The organism is Streptomyces sp. B21-083, assembly GCF_036898825.1.
In the GTDB taxonomy this organism is placed as follows: domain Bacteria; phylum Actinomycetota; class Actinomycetes; order Streptomycetales; family Streptomycetaceae; genus Streptomyces.
Genome location: NZ_JARUND010000001.1, coordinates 4,064,877 through 4,087,359, shown reverse-complemented (window position 1 = coordinate 4,087,359; position 22,483 = coordinate 4,064,877). Strand labels below are relative to the sequence as shown.

Here is a 22,483-nt window from a genome sequence, read left to right as displayed (position 1 = left end):
GCCCGCACGTCAGCCCCACTCGTGAACACCCCACGCACAGCTCGAAGCCCCGGCGGGTTTTCCCGTCGGGGCTTCGGCATGTCCGGGGGCGTGCTGGGTGTCATTCCCGGAGTGCCGCCAGGTCCGTCGGGCTTCGCCGCAGGGACAGTGCCGCCGGGGCCAGGGCCGAGGTCACGGCCAGTGCCGCGCAGGCCGCTGTCGTCGTCGCGAGGGCCGGCCACGGGAGTTCGAGCGAGGTCCGTACGGACAGGACGTGCAGCGCGCTCGACATGCCCAGCAGGTTCAGCGCGGCGACCAGCAGGCCGATGATCGCACCCACCGTCACCACCAGCAGGGCCTCCGCGCCGACCGCTGCCAGTACCTGTCGGCGGGTGGCGCCGGCCAGGCGCAGCGCGGCCAGGTCGCGGGCCCGGTCGGACGTTGCCATGGTCATGGTGTTGGCGAGGGAGATGCCCGTGTAGGCGAGCGAGATGCCGAGAACCAGGAGGACGCCTATGCGGGTAGCGGGGGTCCTGGGGGAGGACTGGTGACCTGCGCTTGTCCATTGGGAGTTGGTGAGCAGCCGGCCGCCGGTTCTCGCGATCGTCTCGCGCAGGGACGCCGTCGTCGTGGTCGGGTCCGCGTCGGTCGTCAGCGTCACGTCCAGTCGGTCGGGCCGGGCGCCTCGCGCGGTGGCCGGGGTAACGTACGCGCCGTTGTTTCCCGTGCCGGTGGCCAGGGTCGCGGCGATTCGCAGTGAGCGCTTCGTGCCGTCGCCCAGCCACACCGTCACCTGCTCGCCCACCGCGTGCTTCTCCCACTCCTCGTTGACGATGATCGAGTCGTCGTCGAGGTCGGTCACCCGGCCCGAGGTCACTGGCAGGTGGGTCGTCGCGGCGAGGGGCGCCGGATCGGCCGCGCGCACCTCGGACTTGACGAGGGCCACGCCCTCCTCCAGGACGTACACGGCGGTCGGCGCTGTCGCGGAGACCTCGGCCACTCCCGGCAGCGCACGCAGGCGGGCCGCCAGTTGTGTGTCGAAGGGTGTGCCGGCGGGGGCGGTGGCGATGAGATCGGCTGTCGTCGCATGGCGCAGTTCGCTCGCCTTCGCCTCGGTGAGGGTCGCCGTGGCGCCCAGGAGTGAGCCCGCTAGGGCCACGGTGACCAGGACGGGGGCCGCGATCGCGGCGGTACGGCGGACGTTCGCGGTGGCGTTCTCGCGCGCCAACAGCACGGTGGCGCCCGGGAGTCGGGCCAGCGGCCGGGTGAGGAGACGGATCAGGGGCCTACGAGGGCCGGTGTGAGGAGTGCGGTCGCGGTGATCAGCAGCAGGGGGCGGCTCGTGTACGTCTTGCGGTGCAACAGATCGCCCGGCTCGGTGAACAGGGAGACGGCGAGGGTCAGTACGGCGGTGAGCAGCAGGGCCGCGCCGATCAGGAGGCGGGTGCGGGGCAGTCGGCGGGTGTTCGGCGCGGCCTCCCGTAGTGCCTCCGTCGGGGCGGTGCGGCCTGCCCGCCAGGAAGCGGTCACCACACCGCACAGGGCCACCAACAGGCCTGTCCAGAAAGCCAGATGGTACGGCCACAGATCGAGGAGTTCGTCGACGCGCTGCGGAGGGTCGCGGCCGGTGGGACGGTCGTCGACCCGGAAGTGGTACGGCAGTTGCTGCGCAGGCGCCGCGACCCGCTGGAGCGGCTGACCCCGCGTGAGCGTGAGGTGCTGGCGCTGATGGCGGAAGGGCGGTCCAACGGCTCGATAGCCCGTGAGCTGGTGGTCTCCGAGGCGGCCGTCGGCAAGCACATCGGCGGCATCCTCACCAAGCTGGATCTGCCTCCGGCGGACGAGACGCATCGCCGGGTACTGGCGGTGCTGGCCTTTCTGCGGGCGTGAGCGACCGGCCCCCAGAAGGAGGCCCCAGCGGGAGGCCGGAGGGACGCGGGGTGTTACAGGCTCTTGGCGAAGCAGATGCTCAGGTCATGGTGGCGGTAGTAGCCGAACTTGGTGCAGGGCGCGTAGCCGCTGGAGGTGTAGAGGGCGATGGCCTCCGGTTGCCTGGTGCCCGTCTCCAGGACCATGCGGGTGCGGCCGGCGGTGCGGGCATCCTCCTCCAGGGCGGCGAGTATGCGGCGGGCCAGGCCGAGTCCGCGCGCCTCCGCGACGACGTACATCCGCTTCAGCTCGGCGTCGCCGGTCAGATAGCCCTCGTCGTTCTCCTCGTCGTGGCCGCGCCAGCCGCCGGTGGCGACAGGGCGGTCCTGCCCGTCGTACGCGATCAGGTACAGGCCGGACGGCGGGTCGAACATCGCCGGGTCGAGGTGGGTGGCGTCGCCCTCGTCGTCGTAGCGGGCCGCGTACTCGGCCTGGACCTGGTCGTTGAGCTTGACGGCGTCGGGGTGGTCGTAGGCGACCCGGCGGATATTCATGCTGGATACGGTACATCTATGCATGTCGCGGTCGCCAGGGGTTTTCCGTCTCCGGGTATCGTGCCCGCGTGCTGACTGTGACCAGTGTGAATGTGAACGGACTCCGGGCCGCCGCGAAAAAGGGCTTCGTGGAGTGGCTGGCCGGAACCTCCGCCGACGTGCTGTGCCTCCAGGAGGTGCGCGCCGAACCGCAGCAGCTGCCGGACGAGGTCCGCGCGCCCGAGGGCTGGTACGTCACGCATGCACCGGCCGCCGCCAAGGGCCGCGCCGGTGTCTCCCTCTACAGCCGCCGCGAGCCCGACCGCGTCCAGGTCGGCTTCGGGTCGGAGGAGTTCGACGGCAGTGGGCGGTATGTCGAGGCCGATCTGCCCGGTGTCACCGTCGCCAGCCTGTATCTGCCCTCCGGTGAGGTCGGCACCGAACGCCAGGACGAGAAGATCCGCTTCATGGGCGAATTCCTCGCCTACCTGAAGGACCTGCGCGAGCGGGCCTCCGCCGATGGGCGCGAGGTCGTCGTCTGCGGCGACTGGAACATCGCCCACCAGCGGGCCGACCTCAAGAACTGGCGCGCCAACCAGAAGAGCTCCGGGTTCCTGCCGGAGGAGCGGGAGTGGCTCGGACGGGTGCTCGACGAGGGGGACGGCGGGTTCGTGGACGTCGTGCGGGCCCTGCATCCGGACGTCGAGGGGCCGTACTCGTGGTGGTCGTATCGGGGGCGGGCCTTCGACAGCGATTCAGGTTGGCGCATCGACTACGAGATCTCGACGCCGGGGCTCGCCGCCAAGGCGGTCAAGGGGTACGTCGAGCGCGCGGCGACGCACGCCGAGCGCTGGTCGGACCATGCGCCCGTCACGGTCGTCTACGACCTCTGAGCTGCCGGAGTCGCCACGGTCACGGGTTCTGGCGCATTCGGCGGTCCAGCGCCAGTGACAGTTCCGCCTCCACCACCCGTTGCGCCAGCGGGCGCAGGCGGGCCGGGTCCGGGTCCGTGGCGTGGGTGAGGATCACGTTCGTGAAGATCTCGGCCAGGGCGTCCGCGTGTTCGCGTACCCGTTTGCCCGCCGCCAGGACGGCTGACAGCGGGATGCCCTCCTGGACCAGCGCCGACGACGCGTCCAGGAGGCTGCGGCTGATGTGGACGATTTGCTCGCCGTCGGTGCCCAGGTAGCCGAGGTCCATCGAGGCCGCGAAGTTCTCGGGGGTGGCGTCCGGGCCGAAGCGGTCGGCGAGATCCTCGGGGGTGAGGCGGACCGGGGTCTCCTCGGTGGGGGCGCCGAGGCCGAGCAGGTCGGCGACGTCGCGGCCGTGGTCGAAGGCCTCGGCCAGTTCCGCGATGCCGTTGAGGGTGTGCCCGCGTTCCAGTAGCGCCGAGATCGTGCGCAGCCGGGCCAGATGGTGGTCGTCGTACCAGGCGATGCGGCCCTCGCGGCGGGGTGGCGGGATCAGTTTGCGTTCGCGATAGAAGCGCAGAGTGCGGACGGTGATGCCGGCCAGCCGGGCCAGCTCTTCCATCCGGTACTCCGTCCCGGAGCCGGGCCGTTCGGCGTTCTCTGTGTCTGCGTCTGCCACGTCGGAACCTTAAGTCGTACCGCCGGTACCCGCGGCGGAGCCGCTGATGTAAACGCCCCCCTTCCGGACCCTACCCATCGGTACGGACCTCCTCTACTCTCCCCATTGCGCCAGTGTTCACTGGCGCGGTCGCGCAGGGAAGGGCATCGGCATGGCCGAACAGGAAGCCGAACAGGAAGCCGAACACGAACATGTGCGGGTCGCGGTGATCGGGTCCGGGTTCGGGGGGCTCGGGGCCGCCGTGCGGCTGCGCCGCGAGGGGATCACCGACTTCGTCGTGCTGGAGCGGGCCGGCAGCGTCGGCGGGACCTGGCGCGACAACAGCTATCCGGGCTGCGCCTGTGACGTGCCGTCCCACCTGTACTCGTTCTCCTTCGCGCCCAATCCCGACTGGCCGCGCGCCTTCTCCGGGCAGGAGCACATCCGCGCCTATCTGGAGCACGTCACCGACGTCTTCGGGCTGCGGCCCCATCTCCGCCTCAACTCCGAGGTGAAGACGATGACTTGGGACGCGCGCCGGTTGGCGTGGGTCATCGAGACCAGTAGCGGGACCCTGCTCGCCGATCTCGTCGTCTCCGCCACCGGGCCGCTCTCCGACCCCAGGGTGCCGGACGTCCGGGGGCTCGACACCTTCCCCGGCAAGGTCTTCCACTCCGCCCGCTGGGACCACGACTACGACCTGCGCGGCAAGCGGGTCGCGATGGTCGGGACCGGCGCCTCCGCCATCCAGATCGTGCCCGCCATCCAGCCGGACGTCTCCCGCCTCACCCTCTTCCAGCGCACCCCGCCCTGGGTGATGCCCCGCATCGACCGGGCCATCGGCGGCGCCGAGCGGGCCGTGCACCGCGCGCTGCCCTTCACCACCCGGTTGCGGCGCGGACTCTCCTGGGGCGTAAGGGAGTTGCAGGTCCAGGCGTTCACCAAGCATCCGGGTGAGCTCGGGGCCGTGGAGGCGCTGGCCAAGCGCAACATGCACCGCGCGGTCAAGGATCCGGCCCTGCGCGCCAAACTCACCCCCGACTACCGCATCGGCTGCAAGCGCATCCTGCTGTCGAGCGCGTACTATCCGGCGCTCACCAGGCCCAACGTGGATGTCGTGGCCAGCGGGTTGAGCGAGGTGCGGGGTTCCACCGTCGTCGCCGCAGACGGCAGTACCGCCGAGGTCGACGCCATCGTCTTCGGTACGGGGTTCCACGTCACCGACATGCCCATCGCGGACCGGGTCGTCGGGGCCGACGGGCGGACGCTCGCCGAGGCCTGGGCGGAGAGCGGGATGCGGGCACTGCGCGGTGCCTCCGCCGCCGGATTCCCCAACTGGATGACGATCATCGGGCCCAACACCGGCCTCGGGAACTCCTCCATGATCCTCATGATCGAGTCGCAGTTGAGCTATATGGCCGACTACGTACGGCAGTTGGACGTTCTCGGGGGCCGGGTGGCCCTTGATGCCCGGCCCGCCGCCGTCGACGCCTGGAACCACCGGGTCCAGGAGCGGCTGCGGCGCACGGTGTGGAGCACGGGTGGGTGCAGCAGCTGGTACCTCGACGCGAACGGGCGCAACACCACCATCTGGCCCGGTACGACGTCCGAGTTCCGGCGGGCGACCCGGCGGGTGGATCTCGCCGAGTACGAGGTCCTGCGGGCGACCGGCGGTTCCGGAAACGGCACCGAGGACGCCAACTCCGCTGTGGAGGTGGGCGCGTGAGCCGCCTGACGCGGTCCGGGCGACCGCCGTCGTCCGTGACGGACGGTCCGTACACCCCGACCGTCCCCTCCCGTGAGCTGACCGCCGTCTCCGCCGACGGGGCCCGGCTGCATGTCGAGGTGCACGGCGTGGCCGACGGGCCCGTGGTCGTCCTCGCGCACGGCTGGACCTGCTCCACCGCCTTCTGGGCCGCCCAGATCCGCGAACTCGCCCCCGATCACCGGGTCGTCGCCTACGACCAGCGCGGCCACGGACGCAGCCCGGCGAGCCCCGTCTGCGGTACCGACCTCCTCGCCGACGACCTGGAAGCCGTCCTCGCGGCGACCCTGGCGCCCGGTGAGAAGGCCGTCGTCGTGGGCCATTCCATGGGCGGGATGACGGTGCTGGCCGCGTCCGCGCGGCCGGGGTTCCGGGAGCACACGGCGGCCGTACTGCTGTGCAGCACCGGCAGTTCGCGGCTTGTCGCCGAGTCGCTGGTCCTGCCGATGCGTGCCGGGCGGCTGCGCACCTGGCTCACCCGGCGGAGCCTCAGCTCACGCGCCCCGATGGGGCCGGTCACGCCGGTCTCCAAGCGCGTCCTCAAGTACGCGACGATGGGCGCCGGTTCGACGCCCGCCATGGTCGAGGCGTGCGCCCGGATCGTGCACGCGTGTCCGCGCAGGGTGCGGTACGCCTGGGCGCGGGTGCTGGACGGGGTGCAACTCGACGCTCAGGTAAGTGAGTTGACCGTGCCGACCGCAGTCGTCGTGGGTACGGCCGACCGGCTCACCCCGCCCGTTCACGCGCGGGCGCTGGCCGCCGTGCTGCCCCGGTGTCACAGCGTGACCGAGCTGCCCGGGCTCGGGCACATGACGCCGGTGGAGGCGCCGGGGGCGGTGACCGGGGTGATCCGTGAACTCGTGGCGCTGTACGGGCGGTTGGGCACACCCGGCACGCACGGCGCGGAGAGCGCGCAGGCCGACAGCAGTGTACGTATGGAGGAGAGCGCATGAGCAAGGTCAGTCTGGATGGGCAGGTCGCTGTCGTCACGGGGGCCGCTCGGGGGGTCGGTGAGCTGCTCGCGCGCAAGCTCTCCGCTCGCGGGGCCAGGGTCGCGCTGGTCGGGCTGGAGGCCGAGGTGCTCAAGGAGGTGGCCGGCCGGCTGCACACCGACAGCGCGTACTGGTACGCCGACGTCACCGATCACGAGGCGATGTCCCGGGTGGCGGCGGAGGTCAAGGAACGGTTCGGGAAGGTCGACATCGTCGTCGCCAACGCCGGGGTCGCGAGCGGCGGGCCCTTCGTCGACTCCGATCCGGAGTCGTGGCGGCGGGTCATCGAGGTCAATCTGATCGGGTCGGCGGTCACGGGCCGGGCGTTCCTGCCGGTGCTGACCGAGAGCCGCGGGTATCTCCTGCAGATCGCGTCCCTGGCCGCCATGACGCCGGCGCCGATGATGTCCGCGTACTGCGCGTCCAAGTCGGGCGTCGAGGCGTACGCGCACTGTCTGCGCGCCGAGGTCGGGTACAAGGGCGTCGGGGTGGGGGTCGCGTATCTGTCCTGGACCGACACCGACATGGTGCGCGGGGCCGACCAGGACGACGTCATGCGGGAGTTGCGGCAACGGCTGCCGTGGCCGGCCGGCAAGACGTATCCGCTGGGGCCGGCCGTCGACCGGCTCGTGGCGGGGATCGAACGACGGTCCAGCCATGTGTACGGGCAGTGGTGGCTGCGCGGGATGCAGGGCGTACGGGGGTATCTGCCGGGGCTGATCGGTGCGGTGGGGCAGCGGGAGGTCGGGCGGTTCTCCGGGCGGTTGCAGGGGATGGGTACCGGGCTGGTGGGCGCGGGTGGGGCGGCGGACGAGGAGGCTCGGGGGGTGGTGGTCGGGCGGGGGTCGGACGGGGTCGGTGACTGAACGTTACTGATCGAAATGCGCGCTTTGTCTGGGCGTGTAAATGTGGTCGAGCCCCCATCCCCTCACCCAATTACGGGAGTGAACCCACATGGGCATGAAGGACGAGATGCAGGACAAGGCCCGCCAGGCCAAGGAGAAGATGGAGCAGCAGGCCCGGAAGGGTCAGCAAGGCCAGCAGGGCCAGCGTCAGCCGGGTCAGCCGGGGCAGGAGGGGCAGCGCCGGCAGGGCGAGACTCCGGAGCGGGGGCGTCCTCGTGATGAGGAGACGGAGCGGGCGATGCGGGACGAAGAGGACCGTATGAACCAGGACTACGAGTCGTAGTCCTGCTTGAGTGCGGTTGCGTGGGGTGCCCTCGGTTTCTGTGAGGGCACCCTGCGTTTTTGTTTTGCGTGCGTTTTCGGGTGTGTTTTCGGGTGCGGGGCCGGTGGGGGCTTGTCGCGCAGTTCCCCGCGCCCCTGGGTAGGTGACCTGGGCGCCCGTCGAGAACTTGGCCCGCGCTTGTTCAAGAACAACTTGGCGCGCGTCTGGTCGAGAACCAACTGGCGCGCGTCTGGTCAAAGAAGAACCTGGGCGCGCGTCTGGTCAGGAACAACTTGGCCCCTGCTGTTGGTCAAGAACGTGGGGGGAGTTTTGGTCTGGTTCTGTTGGGGACCTTGTCGTAGGTCGGGGGGGTTGCCGCGGGGTGGGTTTCCAGGAGGGCCAGGGCCAGTTTGATGGCGTCGTCCGTTTCGACGTGGCGGCCCTCTGCCCAGTCCAGGGGGGTGCGCAGGACCTCCAGGTCCGGGGCGACGCCCTGGTTCTCGACCGTCCAGCCGTAGGTGTCGAACCAGGCCGCGTTCATCGGGACCGTGATCACCGTGCCGTCGCCCAGGCGGTGGCGGCCGGTCATGCCGACCACTCCGCCCCAGGTCCGCTGGCCGACCACCGGGCCGAGTTCCAGCAGCTTGAAGGCCGCCGTGATCATGTCGCCGTCGGAGGACGTCGCCTCGTCCGCGAGGGCGACCACCGGGCCCCGGGGGGCGTTCGAGGCGTACGAGACCGGCTGGGCGTTGCGTGTCAGGTCCCAGCCCAGGATCGTGCGCGTCAGCTTCTCCACCACCAGTTCGCTGATGTGGCCGCCCGCGTTGCCGCGCACGTCGACGATGAGGGCCGGCCTCGACACCTCCATGCGCAGGTCGCGGTTGAACTGGGCCCAGCCCGAGCCGCCCATGTCGGGGATGTGCAGGTAGCCGCACCGTCCGTCGCTCAACTCGCGTACCACTTCCCGGCGTTTGGCCACCCAGTCCTGGTAGCGCAACGGGCGTTCGTCGACAAGGGGGACCACCGCGACCCGCCTGGCCCGACCCTCACCCTCCGCCGCCGTGAACGTCAGCTCCACCGTCGTACCGCCCGCTCCCGCGAGCAACGGGAAGGGGCCCGTCACGGCGTCCACCGGGCGGCCGTCCACGTGGGTGAGCAGCGCGCCCTCCCGGATTCCCGAACCGGCCAGCGGGGAGCGGGCCTTGGAGTCGGAGGAGTCGCCGGGGAGGATCCGGTCCAGCAGCCAACCGCCCTCCCTGCGCACGAAGTTGGCGCCCAGCAGGCCCTGTCGGCGCTGGTAGTGGGGTGGGCCCTCGTTACGGCGGGCGGCTGTGACGTACGCGTGGGACGTGCCCAGCTCGCCCAGGACCTCGCGCAGGAGATCCGCGAACTCGTCGGGGGACGCGACCCGTTCGACGAGCGGGCGGTACTGCGCGAGCACCGCGTCCCAGTCGATGCCGCACATCCGGGGTTCCCAGAAGTAGGCGCGGATCAGGCGGCCCGCCTCCTCGTACGCCTGGCGCCATTCCGCCGGGGGGTCGACCTCGTGCAGGACCCGGCGCAGATCGATCCAGACGGTCGTGTCGGCGTCGCCCGGGTCGGTGGACGGCACCGCGCGCAGCTCGTCCTCGTCGACCACGACCAGCCGCGAGGCGTCGCCGCTCACCGCGAACCAGTCGAGGTGGTCGACGAGTTCGGACTTCTTGCCCTTGCTGAGGTTGAAGTGTTCGAGGGTGGGCCGGCCGCTCGTGTCGTCCGGGTTCGCGAACGTCTCGCCCAGCGCGCCCGAGATCGGCCAGCGCAGCCACACCAGGCCGCCGCCCGCGACCGGATACAGCGCCGAGTACTTGGAGGCGGCGACAGGGAAGGGCGTCACCCGGCTCTCCAGGCCCTCGACCTCGACGATCACCGTGCCGTCGGCGCCCTCGTCCTCGGCGGGGTCCAGGCCACCGGCGGCCGGCCTGCCGTCGGGGGACAGCGCGAAGGGGGAGGGCGTGGCGGAGGAGAGGGGGACGAGGTAGGGGCGGCAGCCGAGCGGGAAGGAGAGGTCGCCCGTGTGGACGTCGTACACGGGGTCGAAACCGCGCCAGGAGAGGAAGGCGAGATAGCGGCCGTCGCGCGTGAAGACCGGGTTCTCGTCCTCGAAGCGGCCGTTGGTCACGTCGACGATCAGGCGATCCTTTATCCGGGCCATCTTGATCTGGCGCAGGGAGCGGCCGATGCCCGGGTGCGACCAGGTCAGCCAGGCGCCGTCCGGGGAGAAGGCGAGATCCGTGACCGGGCCGTTGAGGGAGCAGATCAGCTCCGTCAGCTCCCCGTCCGACTCCCCACCCCCTTCCCCGTTCGACTCCCCGTCCGGCTCCTCCCTCGCGTCGATGAGGAGGAGGCGGCCGTCGTGGGCGGCGATGGCGAGGCGTTCGCCCGCCGGGTCGGACACCAGTTCCAGTACCCGGCCAAGGCCGCCGGACGCCAGCCGCCTCGGCTCCCGCTCCCCGCTGGCCCTCGGGAGGTAGGCGATCTCGATCGCGTCCTCGCCCTCCGCGTCCGTGACGTAGGCGACCTGCCCGCCCGAGCCGAGCATCTCGGGCAGCCGGACGCGTACCCCCGGGGTGTCCGTGATCGTCCGGGCCGGGCCGTCGCGGTGGGTCAGCCAGTACAGGCTGCCGCGTACGACGACGGCGCTCGCGCGGCCCGTCTCGTCGACCGAGATGCCGTCGACGTGCTGCGCGGCGGGCACCTGGTACGTACGACGGCCGGCGCGCGGTCCGCCGAGCCGTACGTCGAGGAGGCGGGGGAGGGAGTCGGCGGCGAGGTCGTCGACGATCCACAGGTCGCCCGCGCACTGGTACACGACGCGGGTGCCGTCGCTGGAGGCGTGCCGGGCGTAGAAGGCGTCGTGGTCGGTGTGGCGGCGCAGGCCGGAACCGTCGTACGCGCACGAGTACAGGTTCCCGATGCCCTCGTGGTCGGAGAGGAAGGCGATGCGGTCGCCGACGAACATCGGGGAGTGGAGGTGGCCGTCGAGGTCGGGCAGCAGACGCTCGCCGTGCAGCCAGAGACGGCCGGTCGCACCGCCCCGGTAGCGCTTCCAGGCGGCCGGTTCGTGCGGCGGGGTGCCGGTGAGGAGGAGGGTCTTGCGCTCTCCGGCGATGTCCGCGACCTGGATGTCGGAGACCGGGCCCCAGGGGAGCCGTCCGCCGGGCCCGCCGTCCGACGGCACGCTGTAGGCCCAGGTGAAGTAGGAGAAGGGCTGGCCGTGGGAGGCGACGGCGAGGATGCCGCCGTCCGGGGACCAGCCGCAGACCTGGGTGTCGGCGCTGCCCCAGTAGGTGAGCCGCCGCGCGGGGCCGCCGTCCACCGGGACCCGGTGGATCTCGGGCACGAGGCTGCGCCAGCTCGTGTACGCGATGTGCCGGCCGTCGGGCGAGAAGCGCGGGTGCCCGACCTTCGTACGGTCGACGGTGAGCCGCCAGGCCCGGCCGTCGGTACCGGGAGACCCCGGCCCCTCTTCTCCGTTGTCTCCGTTGTCTCCGTCGAGGCGGGCGAGCCAGAGGTCGTCCTCGGCGACGAAGCACAGCAGGTCGCCGCTGAGGTGGGGCAGGCGCAGATAGCTCACCTCCCCATGCTTTTCCGGGAACGGGGCCCCAGCAACTTCGGACCCGCTTCCCGTCCGGTCAATTTACGAAATGTCCGGTTCCTGAATGGTTCCCGATACCGTCCGTGAGTGACGACACGTACGAAACGGTTTCGTTTCTATTATTCTCGGGGTATGTTCATTGACGTACGGCGGAGCTGTACGAAACGGTGTCGTCCGATACCGGAGCCGGAAAGGGTGAGTGGCATGACCGAGGTCGCAACGGCGCGTCGTAGTCGGATCACGCCCGAGCGCGAGGCCGAGTTGTACGGCGCCACGCTCGACCTGCTCCGGGAAGTCGGCTACGAGGCCCTCACCATGGACGCCGTCGCCGCCCGTACGAAGTCCAGCAAGGCCACGCTCTACCGCCAGTGGGGCGGCAAGGCCGAACTGGTCGTCAGGGCGATGCGGCACTTCAAGCCGGGTGGTGTCCAGGTCTCAGACGTCGACACCGGGTCCCTGCGCGGCGACTTCCGCGCCCTGCTGGGCCGGGAGGACGACTGTGCCATGGAACAGAACTCCGCGCTGTTGCGAGCTCTGGGTATGGCGGCCCACGCGAACCCGGATCTCCTTCAGGCGTTGCGGGAACTGCTGGTCGAGCCGGAGTTGGTGGAGTTCAACAAGGTGCTCCACCGTGCCGTCGACCGTGGTGAGATCCGCGCGGACAATCCGGCTATCGGCTATGTGCTGCACATGATGGTCGGCGGCTTCATCGCTCGCACGCTCATCGACGAACTTCCCCCGACGCAGGCCTACTTGAGCTCGTACCTCGATGCCGTGGTGCTCCCCGCCCTCGGCGTCAGTACTAGTGACTGACCGGCCGCCTGACGTCTGCAGTACCCCGACACCCCTTGTAAGACAACCCACTTGTACCTGACGCGACTGCTCACGACGTCGGTCTGATCCCGCCTGCGCCCCAACAGGCCGGTCAAACACGCCCTGTTGCTGTTCAACGACCTGACCGGGAGTACGCCCTCGTGGCCACGTTCCTCTACAAACTCGGCCGGCTCGCCTTCAGGCGACGGCATTTCGTCGCCCTGATATGGGTGGCGCTGCTGACGCTCGCGGGAGTCGGCGCGGCCAGCGCGCCCGCCGCGGGCACCACCTCCTTCTCCATTCCGGGTACGGAGGCCCAGAAGGCCTTCGACCTGCTGGAACAGCGTTTCCCCGGCGCCAGCGCCGACGGAGCGACCGGCCGCATGGTCTTCAAGGCGCCCGAGGGCCAGAAGATGACGGACGCCGCCAACAAGGCGACCGTCGAGAAGACCGTCAAACAACTGGGCGACGGCTCCGAAGTCATCTCCGTCAGCGACCCGTTCACGACGCACGCCGTGAGCAGGGACGGGTCGGTCGCCTACACGTCGGTGAAGTACAAGCTTCCCGGCATGGAACTGGCGGACTCGACCAAGACCGCGCTGGAGAAGGCCGGGGACGAGGCGCGGGCCACCGGGCTGACCGTCGACGTCGGCGGTGACGCGCTGCAGGCGGCGGCCGAGCCGGGGGCTGTCGGTGAGGCCGTCGGTATCGCCATCGCCGCGATCGTCCTCGTCATCACCCTGGGCTCGCTGGTCGCGGCCGGTCTGCCGCTGCTGACGGCGATCATCGGCGTCGGTATCGCCGGCGCCACCATCACCTCTCTCGCCAACGCGCTCGACCTCGGCGACACCACGTCCACGCTCGCACTGATGATCGGTCTCGCGGTCGGTATCGACTACGCGCTGTTCATCGTCTCCCGCTACCGGGGCGAGCTGGCCGACGGCCGAGACCACGAGGAAGCGGCCGGCCGCGCCACCGGCACCGCCGGCTCGGCCGTGGTCTTCGCGGGCCTCACCGTCGTGATCGCCCTTGCGGGCCTCGCGGTCGTCAACGTCCCGATGCTGACCAAGATGGGCCTCGCCGCGTCCGGCACGGTCGTGGTCGCCGTCCTCATCGCACTGACCCTCATCCCGGCGCTCCTCGGCTACGCGGGCCGGAAGGTCCAGCCTGCGGGACAGAAGAAGAGCAGGCGGAACAAGAAGGGCGAGCAGCTCACCGACGCGCCGACCGCCGCGCTCTCCGACGCGAAGGGCGACACGTCCGAGAAGCCGGCCGGGCCCAACATGGGCACCCGCTGGGCGCGCTTCGTCATCCGCCGGCCGGTCGCCGTGCTGATGTTCGGCGTCCTCGGGCTCGGCGCGATCGCGCTCCCGGTCACCCAGCTGGAGCTGGGCCTGCCCGACGACGGCTCACAGTCGACGTCCACGACCCAGCGCAGGGCGTACGACCTGCTGTCGGAAGGCTTCGGCCCCGGCTTCAACGGTCCCCTGATGGTCGTCTACGACGCGCAGGGCGTCGCCGACCCCCAGGCAGGCGTCGACAAGCTGGCCGACAAAATCAAGGGTCTCAAGGACGTCGTCACGGTCACCCCGGCCCAGTTCAACCAGGCCGGCGACACCGCGACGATCACCGTGATCCCGAACTCCAAGCCGTCCTCGACGCAGACCGAGGGCCTGGTCCACGCGATCCGCGACGAGAGCGCCGGCGTCAAGGCCGAGACCGGCGCGACGGTGCTGGTCACGGGCACCACCGCGATGAACATCGACTTCTCGCAGAAGCTCAACGACGCCCTGATCCCGTACCTGGGCCTGGTGGTGGGCCTCGCCTTCCTGCTCCTCATCCTGGTCTTCCGCTCCATCCTGGTCCCGCTGAAGGCGGCCCTCGGCTTCCTGCTCAGCGTCCTCGCCGCGCTCGGTGCCGTGGTCGCGGTCTTCCAGTGGGGCTGGCTGAGCGGCCTGATCGGCGTCGACGAGACCGGCCCGATCATGTCGATGGTGCCGATCTTCATGGTCGGCGTGGTCTTCGGCCTCGCGATGGACTACGAGGTGTTCCTCGTGACCCGGATGCGGGAGGCGTACGTCCACGGCGAGTCGCCGTCCGACGCCGTGGTGACCGGCTTCAGGCACAGCGCCCGGGTCGTGGTCGCCGCCGCGATCATCATGATGGCCGTCTTCGGCGGCTTCATCAGCTCCAGCGAGTCGATGATCAAGCTGTTCGGCTTCGGCCTGGCGATCGCCGTCTTCTTCGACGCGTTCGTCGTCCGCATGGCGATCGTCCCGGCGGTACTGGCCCTGCTGGGCAAGCGGGCCTGGTGGCTGCCGAAGTGGCTGGACCGCGTCCTGCCCAACGTCGACGTCGAGGGCGAGGGCCTGCGCACGTTGGACGACGACAACCGTCCCAAGGACGAGGACCGGGAGCTGGTCGAGGTCTGACCGGCCTGAACAGGCCGAGCACGATGAAGAGGGGCACCCCGCGCAGCGCGGGGTGCCCCTCTTGCCCGTCGCCAGCGCTACTTCTGCTCGGCAGCCGGGTCTTCGGCGAACACCTCGGCCGTGGAGGTGGCGGTGATGGCGCGGTCGATCCAGCGGGTGAGGGTTTCGGGAGCCTCGCAGGTGGTGATGCGGTCCTGGTCGGCGTCGGAGACGGGGATGTCCCGACGTTCGAGGCGGTGGAGGAGGTAGTGGGCGAGGCCCTTGGCTTCTCCCTCGGCTCGGATTCCCTCGGCCACCAACGACGTGAAGAATGAGGTGTCGGTCTTCAAGAGTTCGCTCCAGATCTTGAATGCCTCGGTCCTGCCCAGGCCCTGGCTGGTGAATTCCGCGAGGAGCCCCGCTCGTTCCGGGTCACGGGCCTCCATGGCGCTCAGCGCTGCTGCGAGCAACTTAAGTGTGCCATCCGCCGACCGTTCGTCGGCGTGCAGAATGGCGGACAGAACGGCCATGGGTACGTCACGGGTCGCTTCGTCCAGCGATTCGACGGCGGGGATGTCGCGTGGTCCGATCACCAGCGGCTGCAGTGCGAGACTTGCCACTGCGGTGGGCCGAACTTCACGGGACGGGCTGCCCAGTCCGCGGTCCGCTGGTTCTTGCAGATGACGAGGAGCAGCGGCGGAAGCTTGTACTTTTCCTGAGCGAAGGTCATGTAGTACGCCCAGGTGCCGTGCTTGGACGCGTTGGGTTTCCCCTGCGCCTCGACCGCGAGGATGTAGCTGCTGTCCGCTTCGTCGATCCGTAACAGCGTGTCCACCCGTCGCTCCACGGGTTGGGTCTCACTGAGGTCGGTCGGGAGTTCGGTGACGGAGATCGGTGTTCCGAACGCCGGGATGTCGAGCTTGCGGGCGACGCGGGCGAAGAGCCCTGGTTCTTCGCGGAAGATCCGGTGCATCGCCTCGTGCGGGGAACTGACCATCGTGATGACGTCTGTCCTCTCGTGACGAACAGTCACGAGCATATGACTGGGGGGTATGCCTATTCGCGGCCAATCGGGTGATGATCACCCATGTGGGTGACCTCCCCGCTGTCTGTCCCGTCTGTCCTGCCTGTCCGGGGTGCCGTACGGGTACGGGTCGCCGTTGGAGGTGGGTATGAGCGAGGACGTGGACGAGGCGGGCTGGGCGATCGAACCCGGTGACGAGATGGCGCCGATGATCGAGGTTGTCGGCGGGGTGATCAAGTTCCACCGGGAGGCCGTCGGAATGTCGGTACCCGAGTTCGCGGGGGCCATGGGCTACGGCGAGGACCTGATCCGGAAGGTCGAACGGGGGTCACGGATTCCCCGGGTCGAATTCCTTTACAGCGCGGATGAGTTGCTGAACGCCGGAGGAGCGATTCGCGCTCTGCGCAAGTATGTGGAGGCGGCTCAGTATCCGAAGAAGGTGCGCAAGCTGAAGGAGTTGGAGGAGCGGGCGGTGGAGATGTTGCTGTACAGCAACCACAACATCCACGGCCTGTTGCAGACGCCGGAGTTCGCGAAGGCGTTGTTCGAGATGACGCAGCCTCCACTGTCCCGGGAAGTGATGGAGAGGGAGACTGCCGCGCGTATGGCTCGGAAGTCGGTCTTCGACGCGGACCCCGTGCCCTCGCTCAATTTCATCCAGGAGCAGGCGACGCTGGAGCGTCCCTACGGTGGGAAGCCGGTGTTGCGCCGCCAGCTTGAACACCTGCTGGAGGTAGGACGGTTGAGAAACGTCACCCTTCAGGTCATGCCGACCGACAGTGATGAGCACGCCGGGACGCAGGGCTTGATCGAGGTGCTGAAATTCGCTGACGGTACGGCGGTTGGGCGCTCCGACGGTGCGTTCAACGGCCGTCCGGTCTCAACTCCCAGGGACCTTCGGATCCTTGAACTGCGCTATGGGATGATTCGGGCACAGGCTCTCCCACCGAGGGAGTCGCTGGCCTTCATCGAGCAAGCGCTGGGAGCGTTATGAGCACCTCGGAACTGCACTGGTTCAAGAGCAGCTACAGCAGCAGTGGCGAACCCGGTGACTGCGTAGAGGTCGCCGCCACCCCCGTCACCATCCACATCCGGGACTCCAAGAGCCCCGTCGAGACCCCGCACCTGACCCTCGCGCCAACCAGCTGGAATTCGTTCGTGACGCATCTGTCCGCCCGCTAACGTGCCGGGCATGACCACGTCTACCCGTTTCGCCGAGGCCCTAGATGAGCTGGGCCTCAGTGAACTCACCTCCCGTATCCGCCGGTTCCCCGACGAGACCCGTACCGCCGCCGAGGCCGCCGCCGCGATCGGGTGTGAGCTGAGCCAGATCTGCAAGTCGCTGATCTTCTCAGCCGACGGGGTCCCGGTGCTCGTCCTCATGGACGGTGCCTCCCGGGTCGACGTCGAGCTCGTCCGGTTCGAGCTGTGCGCCGCGAAGGTCACCCGGGCCAAGGTGGACGTCGTACGGGAGACCACCGGGTACGCCATCGGGGGCGTGCCGCCCTTCGGGCACCGGACCAGGACGCGCGTCCTCGCCGACCGTTCGCTGCTGGAGCACGACCTCGTCTGGGCCGCCGCCGGCACCCCGTACACCGTGTTCCCCATGGAGCCGAAGGCCCTGATCGCCCACGCCGGTGCGACCCTCGTGGATGTGCGCGAGTCGGCGACCTCGTGACCCCGGCCGTCACCGCCGCCGTACTGCTCGCCGCCGTCACGCACGCCTGCTGGAACGCGCTCGCGCACCGCATCACCGACAAGCTGGTCGGGTTCACGCTCATCGCCGGCGGCGGGATGCTCTTCGGGCTGGTCGCTGTGCCGTTTCTGCCGGTGCCCGCCGCCGGGGCGTGGCCGTATCTCGTCGCGTCGGCCCTCATCCACATCGCGTACTTCGTGCTGCTCATCCGGTCGTTCCAGCTCGGTGACTTCGGGCAGGCCTATCCGATAGCGCGCGGTACCGCGCCTCTCGTCGTCACCGTTCTCGCCGCCGTGTTCGCGCACGAGGTGCCCGACGGCTGGGCGGCGGCAGGAATCGCCGTGTCCTGTGCGGGACTTACCGGTGTCGCTCTGTGGGGACTGCGCGGGCGGCGGCCCAACTGGGCGGCGATCGGCGCCGCGTTGGCGACCGGGCTCTCCATAGCCGCGTACACCGTCGTCGACGGGCTGGGCGTACGGGCCTCAGGGTCCGCGCTCGCCTACATCGCCTGGCTGATGGCCCTGGACGGGTTCGCCGTCCCCGCCTACGCGCTGTACAAGTGGCGGGGTCAATTCCTGGCGACGGTACGGCCGTTCGCCGCCGTCGGACTGCTCGGCGCCGCGCTGTCCGTGACGGCGTACGGGCTGGTGCTGTGGGCGCAGACCCGGGCCGAACTCGCCCCCGTGGCCGCACTCAGGGAATCGTCGATCATCGTCGGGGCTGCCATCGGGGCCGTGTTCTTCAAGGAGCGGTTCGGAGCACCCAGGATCGCCGCGGCCGGGCTGCTGGTCGTCGGCATCGGGCTGATGTTGCACGCGGGGTAGGCGGCCCCAGGCGGTCTACGGGCGTACCGCCACCGCGTCCACCTCGAACAGCATCCCCGGTAGGGCCAGTGCGGCGACACCGCTCAGCGTCTGGGCCGGGAGGCGGTCGCCGAAGCGGGTGTGCAGCGCCTTGCCGAGGGTTTCCAGCTTGTCGAGGTCGTGGTCGACGATGAACGTGCCGAGGCGTACGACGTGTTCGTACCCGAGGCCGACCCCTTCCAGCGCCTCGCGCAGCCGGTCGAACGCCAGGTCCACCTGGGCGGCGAAGTCACCGGGGACGGGTGCGCCGGTGGCGTCGGAGGCGTACTGCCCGCCGATGTACACGGCTTCGCCGGGCGCCGAGACGGCGTGGCTGTAGCCGAAGGGCGTCGGGTCGTGCAGGGCGGGCGGGTTGGTGATCGTGCGCTCGTCGGAGGTCATGACGTGGCCAACGCCCGGCGGGCACCGGTGATTCCGGTCAGGTGCCCGCAGGTACCTGCTCAGGACGTCGGGGCCGCGTAGGAGCGGAGCTTCACCCACTGGCCCGGCAGCCACTCCTGCTCCACCTCCGCCGCCAGCAGCGTCCAGCCCAGGCGCTCGTACAGGGCCGCGGCTGCCGTGGCCGTCGACGCCACGTCCAGGACGGGGTGCAGGGCGCGGGACTCCGCCTCCGCCACCGCCCGCGCCATCAGCTCCGCACCGACGCCCCGGCCCCGGGCCACGGGGTCGACGTACAGGCGGTTGATCACGGCGGTGGGACCGTCGGTCCAGAGGGCCGCCGCCGCGTTGCCCGCGTCGCTGTCGGCCAGGAGGACGTGACCGATGATCCCCTCTTCGCCCTCCCCTTCCGCCACCCACACCGCGAGGAGGGAGCGTGGGGTCAGCCAACCGGCAGGGTCGGTGGGCCAGTTGAGGGGGTACGCGTTCTCCTTGTGGACCGTCGCCAGCATCCGTACGCATGCGTCGAGGTCGGCCTCCGTGCGGGGGCGGATGCGGAACCGGGCTGTCTTCGCGGTGCTGTTGGCTGTCACACGGGTAGGTAAGCACGGACGCCGGACAGGTCGTGCGGGCGCATGCTGTTGCGGTCGGTCACCGAGCGGCCGAGGGCGTGGTGCGGCCACAGGCCACCCGCCGTGAGGCGGCTGCGCTCGACCCAGGCGCGGGCCGGAACGCTGCTGTTCTTGTAGTAGTTGAGGGCGTAGCCGCCGGTGTGGACGCGGAGCAGGCAGAAGCCGCCCGGGTAGTCCTTGACCGCGCTGACCTCCTGCTGGGTGACATGCGGGGCGCTGGTCAGGACCGTGCGCTTGTTGCGGTGGGTGTGGCCCGCGTGGTGGAGGAAGACACCGGGGGAGGCGGAGTAGGAGTCGACGATCGAGCGGGCCTGCCCCCGATCCAGACGCTGACCGCGTCCCATGGGAAACACCGAGTCCCGTGTCGTCAGCGGGTGATGGCCGAAGACGATCGTCGGCTGGTCCTTGTCCGTCCTCAACTCGCCCTGGAACCAGGCCAGTTGTTCAGGGCTCAGGCCGCCCGCGTCCCCGCCGTTGCCTTCCTTCTCGTAGGTGTCCAGGCCGAGCAGGCGCAGCCCGCCCAGATCGCGCGCGAAGTAGCCGGGGCCGTCGGCGCCGCCCAGGAAACCGTCGCGGAAGGCGTCGTCGGGGTGCCTGGGGCGGTCGTGGTTGCCGCGTACGACGAAGTAGTCCCGTCCGTGGGTGCCGAAGCCGTCCAGGATGCGGCGGGCCTCGGCCAGGTCCCGGGGTGCGCCGGCCGCCGAGATGTCCCCGGCGGCGAGCAGGACGTCCGCGCCGCGCCGGTGGGCCTCCTCGACCATCGCCACGCTCATGATCTCCGGGTACGGGTCCAGGCCTGGCTGCTGCGAGACCCCGCGCAGCATCGGGACGCCGGCCACCCGGCCCGCCGTGGTCTCGCCGAGGTGCAGGTCGTTGCAGAGCGCGATGGAGAGGAGGTGGCGGCCGGGGGGCGGCTGGGGTGTCGTGAAGGAGTACGGGCCGCCGTGCGAGCCCAGGCCGTGCAGCGAGGTGCCGACCGCGTTGCCGCGCACCAGGTGCAGCGGGGTCGGTGTGGCCGCCCGACCGCGCGAACGGGCCTGGTAGTAGTACGTCTGGCCCGGTTCCAGGTCCGTCAGCTCGACGTGGTGGTGGGCGGTCGGCCGGCCCTCGGACGCCGTGCGCGTGAGGTGGGCGGGGTGGGTGCCGTACACGACCTCGCCCTCGGTGACGGCGGGGAGGAGGTGGCCGAAACCGTCGTCCGTGCCCGGCACGGCCGTGTACCAGGTGATGACGGCGCTGTCCTCGGTGAGGGTGACCAGTTCCAGGTTGAGAGCCGTCACGACGTCGGCGCGCGTGACGCGTTCCCGGCGCGCGGCGAGCGCGGACCGCAGGACGGCGGGCGTGAGCAGCGCGCCGGACCGGACGAGGTCGCGGGGGTCGGGGAACGCCGCGAGGGCGGCGAGGGGAGCGGAGAGACAGCAGCGCATGATCGGAACGTGCCCGTGGCCCGTTAACGGCAGCCGTGGAGGCGGGGGCGGCCGAAGGTATGGGGCACGACAACTCCTTGGCGTCGGTGCGGTCGGTGCGGGGGTGCTTGCAGCGTACGACTGAGGGGAGAGCGCGCATCCCTCGCCCGGGGCGAACGCGACGAACGTCACACAACGGACGCGCCGGAGATACGCCGGACTCAGTACTCGCGGCACATGTGCGTGCGGAGGCCGACAGGAGCACCCTGGAAGCAGCGGTACCGGAGGTGATCGTCATGACGCACACCGCAGTGGGATGGCATGTAGAGCTGGAGTTCGAGGAGGACGAGCAGCGCACGCGGGCCGCCGCCCTCGTACGGCTCGCGGACGGGAGCGAGGTACGGGCCAACGGGTACGCCAGCCGTCACCGGTCCGACGAGAACCAGCCGCGCATCGGCGAGGAGATCGCCGGAGCGCGCGCCCTCAACGAACTGGCGATGAGGCTGCTGACGAAGGCCCACGACGAGATCGACGAGGCGTCGGGGCGCAGGTCGCGTTCACTGGCCCTCGGATAGGAGGACGGCCCGCACCGCCCGCACCAGCGCCTGCGCGCGCCCGTCCGCCGTCACGCTCTTGCGGAAGCCGTTCGTCACATAGCCGAACGCGATGCCCGACTCGGGGTCGGCGAAGCCGAGGGCGCCACCCCTGCCCGGGTGGCCGAAGGAGCCGGTGGAGAGGAGGGGCGCGGCCGTGCCATGGAGCATGTAGCCGAGGCCGAAGCGGGTGCCGATGACCAGTACGCGGTCCGGGCCGGCCGACTGCTCGCGCCGGGCCAGCTCGGCCGTCGCCGGGGTGAACAGACGTGCCCCGCCGTCGACTTGGCCGATCAGGGAGGCGTAGAAGCGGGCGAGTCCGTCGGCCGTGGCGATGCCGTTGGAGGCGGGGAGGGCAGCGGCCCGGTACGCGGGGTCGTTCTCGTCGGGCAGCGGGGTGATCGCGGCGAAGGCGCGGCTGGTGAGGGAGTCCGGGTCGGCGTAGGCGTCGGCGACGGACCGTTTGGGGCGGGTCCGGAGGCCCGGGCCGCCCGTCTCCGGGGTCTGGACCCGGCCCACCCGGCCCACGCGTCCCGCCTCCGCGTCCGGCAGCCCGAGCCACAGGTCGAGGCCGGCCGGTCCCGCGATCTCCGCCGCGACCCACTCCCCGATGGGGCGCCCGCCGACCCGCCGTACGAGCTCGCCCGTCAGCCAGCTGTACGTCTGCGCGTGGTACCCGTGGTCCGTCCCCGGCGCCCAGACCGGCGCTTGCGCCGCGACCGCCGCCGCGCCGAGGTCGGGATCGGCGGCCTGCGCGGGGGTGAGCGGCCGGTCGAGGACGGGGACGCCGGCGCGGTGCGCGAGCAGGTGCCGTACGAGGGTCCGCTCCTTGCCCGCCGCCTTGAACTCCGGCCAGTACTCGCCCACGGGCGCGTCCAGGTCCAGCTCGCCGCGCTCGGCCAGCATCAGGAGTGCGGCGGCGGCGACGCCCTTCGTCGCCGAGCGCACGATCTGCGCGGTGCCGTGCTCCCAGGGGGCGTCGCCGTCGACATCACGGGTACCGGCCCACAGGTCGACGACCCGGCGCCCGTCCCGGTACACGGTGACCGCGGCGCCGTGCTCGCCGCCGGTCGCGAAGTTCGCCGCGAACGCCGCTCGTACGGGCTCGAAGCCCGCTGCCACCGTGCCATTCACGTTCAGGTCCACGCGGCTGTAA

21 protein-coding genes and 2 pseudogenes are annotated in these 22,483 nt (G+C 70.5%); 13 read left to right on the top strand and 10 right to left on the bottom strand.

The window, feature by feature from the left end:
• Positions 1 to 100: 100 nt before the first annotated feature.
• Positions 101 to 1,563 (bottom strand): annotated as a pseudogene (locus QA861_RS18305) (ABC transporter permease); the annotation flags it as partial.
• Here QA861_RS18305 and QA861_RS18300 point away from each other — a divergent pair.
• A pseudogene (locus tag QA861_RS18300) lies at positions 1,564 to 1,869 on the top strand (response regulator transcription factor); the annotation flags it as partial.
• 53 nt (positions 1,870 to 1,922) lie between these two features.
• On the opposite strand, the gene QA861_RS18295 reads toward QA861_RS18300, so the two are convergent.
• Positions 1,923 to 2,402 carry a GNAT family N-acetyltransferase gene (locus QA861_RS18295; protein WP_334589395.1) on the bottom strand — a complete coding sequence of 160 codons (480 nt, stop codon included), beginning with the start codon at positions 2,400 to 2,402 and terminating at the stop codon, positions 1,923 to 1,925.
• Positions 2,403 to 2,470: 68 nt separating this feature from the next.
• Here QA861_RS18295 and QA861_RS18290 point away from each other — a divergent pair, with 68 nt between their 5' ends.
• A complete protein-coding gene (locus tag QA861_RS18290) occupies positions 2,471 to 3,274 on the top strand; it encodes an exodeoxyribonuclease III (RefSeq protein WP_334589394.1) in 804 nt (267 codons plus the stop codon).
• Positions 3,275 to 3,293: 19 nt separating this feature from the next.
• Here the strand turns inward: QA861_RS18290 and QA861_RS18285 are convergent, their stop codons facing one another.
• Positions 3,294 to 3,914, bottom strand: a complete 621-nt coding sequence (locus QA861_RS18285) for a MerR family transcriptional regulator (protein WP_334590615.1) — start codon at positions 3,912 to 3,914, stop codon at positions 3,294 to 3,296.
• Between the two features lie 208 nt (positions 3,915 to 4,122).
• On the opposite strand from QA861_RS18285, the gene QA861_RS18280 reads away from it, so the two are divergent.
• The 4 genes from QA861_RS18280 to QA861_RS18265 all read left to right on the top strand — a co-directional run bounded on the left by QA861_RS18280 (position 4,123) and on the right by QA861_RS18265 (position 7,895).
• Positions 4,123 to 5,676, top strand: a complete 1,554-nt coding sequence (locus QA861_RS18280) for a flavin-containing monooxygenase (RefSeq protein ID WP_334589393.1) — start codon at positions 4,123 to 4,125, stop codon at positions 5,674 to 5,676.
• Positions 5,673 to 6,668: an alpha/beta fold hydrolase gene (locus QA861_RS18275; RefSeq protein ID WP_443041504.1), complete on the top strand. Its 996-nt coding sequence runs from the start codon at positions 5,673 to 5,675 to the stop codon at positions 6,666 to 6,668. The genes QA861_RS18280 and QA861_RS18275 overlap by 4 nt, the downstream gene beginning before the upstream one ends.
• A complete protein-coding gene (locus QA861_RS18270; RefSeq protein ID WP_334589392.1) occupies positions 6,665 to 7,573 on the top strand; it encodes an SDR family oxidoreductase in 909 nt (302 codons plus the stop codon). Before QA861_RS18275 ends, QA861_RS18270 begins: the two co-directional genes overlap by 4 nt.
• Before the next feature lie 88 nt (positions 7,574 to 7,661).
• Positions 7,662 to 7,895: a hypothetical protein gene (locus QA861_RS18265; RefSeq protein WP_334589391.1), complete on the top strand. Its 234-nt coding sequence runs from the start codon at positions 7,662 to 7,664 to the stop codon at positions 7,893 to 7,895.
• A 289-nt stretch (positions 7,896 to 8,184) separates the two neighbouring features.
• Here QA861_RS18265 and QA861_RS18260 read toward each other — a convergent pair whose 3' ends face one another.
• On the bottom strand, positions 8,185 to 11,490 hold the full coding sequence (locus QA861_RS18260; protein WP_334589390.1) for a S41 family peptidase: 3,306 nt from the start codon (positions 11,488 to 11,490) through the stop codon (positions 8,185 to 8,187).
• 225 nt (positions 11,491 to 11,715) lie between these two features.
• On the opposite strand from QA861_RS18260, the gene QA861_RS18255 reads away from it, so the two are divergent.
• Positions 11,716 to 12,324 (top strand): TetR/AcrR family transcriptional regulator, encoded by a 609-nt coding sequence (locus tag QA861_RS18255; RefSeq protein WP_334589389.1) that lies wholly within the window; start codon positions 11,716 to 11,718, stop codon positions 12,322 to 12,324.
• Positions 12,325 to 12,485: 161 nt separating this feature from the next.
• Complete coding sequence (locus QA861_RS18250) at positions 12,486 to 14,756, top strand: MMPL family transporter (protein WP_334589388.1); 2,271 nt, start codon at positions 12,486 to 12,488, stop codon at positions 14,754 to 14,756.
• 77 nt (positions 14,757 to 14,833) lie between these two features.
• Here QA861_RS18250 and QA861_RS18245 read toward each other — a convergent pair whose 3' ends face one another.
• Both QA861_RS18245 and QA861_RS18240 read right to left on the bottom strand, forming a co-directional pair.
• On the bottom strand, positions 14,834 to 15,355 hold the full coding sequence (locus tag QA861_RS18245; protein WP_334589387.1) for a PH domain-containing protein: 522 nt from the start codon (positions 15,353 to 15,355) through the stop codon (positions 14,834 to 14,836).
• Complete coding sequence (locus tag QA861_RS18240; RefSeq protein WP_334589386.1) at positions 15,325 to 15,768, bottom strand: hypothetical protein; 444 nt, start codon at positions 15,766 to 15,768, stop codon at positions 15,325 to 15,327. Before QA861_RS18240 ends, QA861_RS18245 begins: the two co-directional genes overlap by 31 nt.
• A 139-nt stretch (positions 15,769 to 15,907) precedes the next feature.
• Between QA861_RS18240 and QA861_RS18235 the strand changes: the two genes are divergently transcribed.
• Genes QA861_RS18235 through QA861_RS18220 form a run of 4 tightly spaced genes read left to right on the top strand, consistent with a single transcriptional unit; the run spans position 15,908 to position 18,279 of the window.
• Positions 15,908 to 16,753 (top strand): helix-turn-helix domain-containing protein, encoded by an 846-nt coding sequence (locus tag QA861_RS18235; RefSeq protein WP_334589385.1) that lies wholly within the window; start codon positions 15,908 to 15,910, stop codon positions 16,751 to 16,753.
• Positions 16,750 to 16,941, top strand: a complete 192-nt coding sequence (locus tag QA861_RS18230; RefSeq protein WP_334589384.1) for a DUF397 domain-containing protein — start codon at positions 16,750 to 16,752, stop codon at positions 16,939 to 16,941. Before QA861_RS18235 ends, QA861_RS18230 begins: the two co-directional genes overlap by 4 nt.
• 10 nt (positions 16,942 to 16,951) lie before the next feature.
• Complete coding sequence (locus tag QA861_RS18225) at positions 16,952 to 17,437, top strand: YbaK/EbsC family protein (protein WP_044471453.1); 486 nt, start codon at positions 16,952 to 16,954, stop codon at positions 17,435 to 17,437.
• Positions 17,434 to 18,279 (top strand): EamA family transporter, encoded by an 846-nt coding sequence (locus QA861_RS18220; protein ID WP_334589383.1) that lies wholly within the window; start codon positions 17,434 to 17,436, stop codon positions 18,277 to 18,279. The genes QA861_RS18225 and QA861_RS18220 overlap by 4 nt, the downstream gene beginning before the upstream one ends.
• 15 nt (positions 18,280 to 18,294) lie before the next feature.
• On the opposite strand, the gene QA861_RS18215 is transcribed toward QA861_RS18220, so the two are convergent.
• From QA861_RS18215 to QA861_RS18205, 3 genes are all read right to left on the bottom strand, one after another.
• Positions 18,295 to 18,699: a RidA family protein gene (locus tag QA861_RS18215; protein WP_334589382.1), complete on the bottom strand. Its 405-nt coding sequence runs from the start codon at positions 18,697 to 18,699 to the stop codon at positions 18,295 to 18,297.
• 59 nt (positions 18,700 to 18,758) lie between these two features.
• Positions 18,759 to 19,208: a GNAT family N-acetyltransferase gene (locus tag QA861_RS18210; RefSeq protein ID WP_334590613.1), complete on the bottom strand. Its 450-nt coding sequence runs from the start codon at positions 19,206 to 19,208 to the stop codon at positions 18,759 to 18,761.
• Between the two features lie 77 nt (positions 19,209 to 19,285).
• Complete coding sequence (locus QA861_RS18205; protein ID WP_334589381.1) at positions 19,286 to 20,755, bottom strand: purple acid phosphatase family protein; 1,470 nt, start codon at positions 20,753 to 20,755, stop codon at positions 19,286 to 19,288.
• Between the two features lie 275 nt (positions 20,756 to 21,030).
• Between QA861_RS18205 and QA861_RS18200 the strand changes: the two genes are divergently transcribed.
• Positions 21,031 to 21,309 carry a DUF1876 domain-containing protein gene (locus QA861_RS18200; RefSeq protein ID WP_334589380.1) on the top strand — a complete coding sequence of 93 codons (279 nt, stop codon included), beginning with the start codon at positions 21,031 to 21,033 and terminating at the stop codon, positions 21,307 to 21,309.
• Here the strand turns inward: QA861_RS18200 and QA861_RS18195 are convergent.
• Complete coding sequence (locus tag QA861_RS18195; protein ID WP_334590612.1) at positions 21,292 to 22,467, bottom strand: serine hydrolase domain-containing protein; 1,176 nt, start codon at positions 22,465 to 22,467, stop codon at positions 21,292 to 21,294. The two genes, QA861_RS18200 and QA861_RS18195, sit on opposite strands and share 18 nt — an antisense overlap.
• Positions 22,468 to 22,483: the final 16 nt, after the last annotated feature.

Coding starts and splice junctions, on each gene's coding strand:
- QA861_RS18225 (WP_044471453.1), top strand. CDS start 16,952: ATGACCACGTCTACCCGTTTCGCCGAGGCCCTAGATGAGCTGGGCCTC.
- QA861_RS18205 (WP_334589381.1), bottom strand. CDS start 20,755: ATGCGCTGCTGTCTCTCCGCTCCCCTCGCCGCCCTCGCGGCGTTCCCC.
- QA861_RS18200 (WP_334589380.1), top strand. CDS start 21,031: ATGACGCACACCGCAGTGGGATGGCATGTAGAGCTGGAGTTCGAGGAG.
- QA861_RS18230 (WP_334589384.1), top strand. CDS start 16,750: ATGAGCACCTCGGAACTGCACTGGTTCAAGAGCAGCTACAGCAGCAGT.
- QA861_RS18235 (WP_334589385.1), top strand. CDS start 15,908: ATGAGCGAGGACGTGGACGAGGCGGGCTGGGCGATCGAACCCGGTGAC.
- QA861_RS18270 (WP_334589392.1), top strand. CDS start 6,665: ATGAGCAAGGTCAGTCTGGATGGGCAGGTCGCTGTCGTCACGGGGGCC.
- QA861_RS18215 (WP_334589382.1), bottom strand. CDS start 18,699: ATGACCTCCGACGAGCGCACGATCACCAACCCGCCCGCCCTGCACGAC.
- QA861_RS18295 (WP_334589395.1), bottom strand. CDS start 2,402: ATGAATATCCGCCGGGTCGCCTACGACCACCCCGACGCCGTCAAGCTC.
- QA861_RS18280 (WP_334589393.1), top strand. CDS start 4,123: ATGGCCGAACAGGAAGCCGAACAGGAAGCCGAACACGAACATGTGCGG.
- QA861_RS18210 (WP_334590613.1), bottom strand. CDS start 19,208: ATGCTGGCGACGGTCCACAAGGAGAACGCGTACCCCCTCAACTGGCCC.
- QA861_RS18285 (WP_334590615.1), bottom strand. CDS start 3,914: ATGGAAGAGCTGGCCCGGCTGGCCGGCATCACCGTCCGCACTCTGCGC.
- QA861_RS18265 (WP_334589391.1), top strand. CDS start 7,662: ATGGGCATGAAGGACGAGATGCAGGACAAGGCCCGCCAGGCCAAGGAG.
- QA861_RS18255 (WP_334589389.1), top strand. CDS start 11,716: ATGACCGAGGTCGCAACGGCGCGTCGTAGTCGGATCACGCCCGAGCGC.